A 1,098-nucleotide genomic window follows, 5' to 3' on the forward strand; every position below is an offset into this window, starting at 1 on the left:
TCCGCCAGCGGACCGATGGCCGTGCCGACCAGCAAGTCGACCCCGCGGCGCCAGCCGGTGGTCAGGGAAATGATGCCGGTCATGATCCAGAAGAAGGGCAGGACAGTAAAGATCGCCGGCTTGACGAAATAGAGACGGGCGAACCATCGCTCCTGCACCGTCGCGGGATTGAGCTTTAGCGCCGCTTCGAGGCTGGATGGTTGGATCCCTGTCGCAGTGATCCACGCCTGCGGGTCGCCGACAGCGCCCCGCACGATTTCCTTGGCCGCATTGCTGCGCATCGGCGGGCGCCAGCCGAGCAGAGCCGCCGCATCGCCGACCCGGTACAGGCCGGCCGCGACGCTACCGGGCAGAGTGAACTCTCCAGCCGGTCTCGACCCAAGCCAGCGGCGGTAGAGGCCGACCACCTTGCTAATCGGCAGCGCTTCAGGTCCGGCAAGGTCAAGCGCAAGGTGCGATGCGCTATCGGGCCGGAGAAAATGCAGGACAGTGGCGATCACGTCATCCAACTGTACGACCTGAAGCCGACCCGTGCTGGGCATCACCGGCAACAGTGGCAATGCGGCCAGTCCGCGAAACAGCGCACTGGCGCCGAACGCCGGCCGGCCCAGCACGACCGACGGGCGCAGGATGACCCAGTCCAAATCGCGCGCCATCAACGCCTGGTCGCCAGCCAGCTTGGTGGCCGAGAAGGCGGACGGCTGCAGCCGATCGACCCCGATTGCCGAGAAGTGAATGACTTTTCTCACGCCCGCCTGCTCACAGGCGGCAAAGAGTGCCGATGCGCCACCCGCATGCACACCGCCAGTGCTTTCTTGCGCGCTGTCCTGCAGCACACCGGCGCAGTTGACGACCGCGTCGATGCCTATCAGATGCGGGCTCCAGTCCTGCGTCTGCAGCGCCTTTGCCATGTCGAGCAAGACAGGCGGCAAGCCTCTGAAGGGCGCGGCGCCGGCACGATGCAGTACGCGAACGATTTCATATCCATCGGCGGCCAGGCGCGCACAAAGAGAAGCTCCGATCAGACCCGACGCGCCGGTGACGAGGACCCTCACCTGGCACCTGAAAACTGCAGTGACAGTCGCGCCTCATCCTGTC

1 protein-coding gene is annotated in these 1,098 nt (G+C 65.5%); it reads right to left on the reverse strand.

What is annotated here, in order from left to right; genetic code table 11:
* The coding region (locus EN884_RS36720; RefSeq protein WP_128361165.1) for an NAD(P)H-binding protein at positions 1-1,055 on the reverse strand (1,055 nt) is incomplete at its 3' end.
* Positions 1,056-1,098 lie beyond the last annotated feature (43 nt).

Source organism: Mesorhizobium sp. M7A.F.Ca.AU.001.01.1.1 (genome assembly GCF_004022735.1).
Classification (GTDB): domain Bacteria; phylum Pseudomonadota; class Alphaproteobacteria; order Rhizobiales; family Rhizobiaceae; genus Mesorhizobium; species Mesorhizobium ciceri.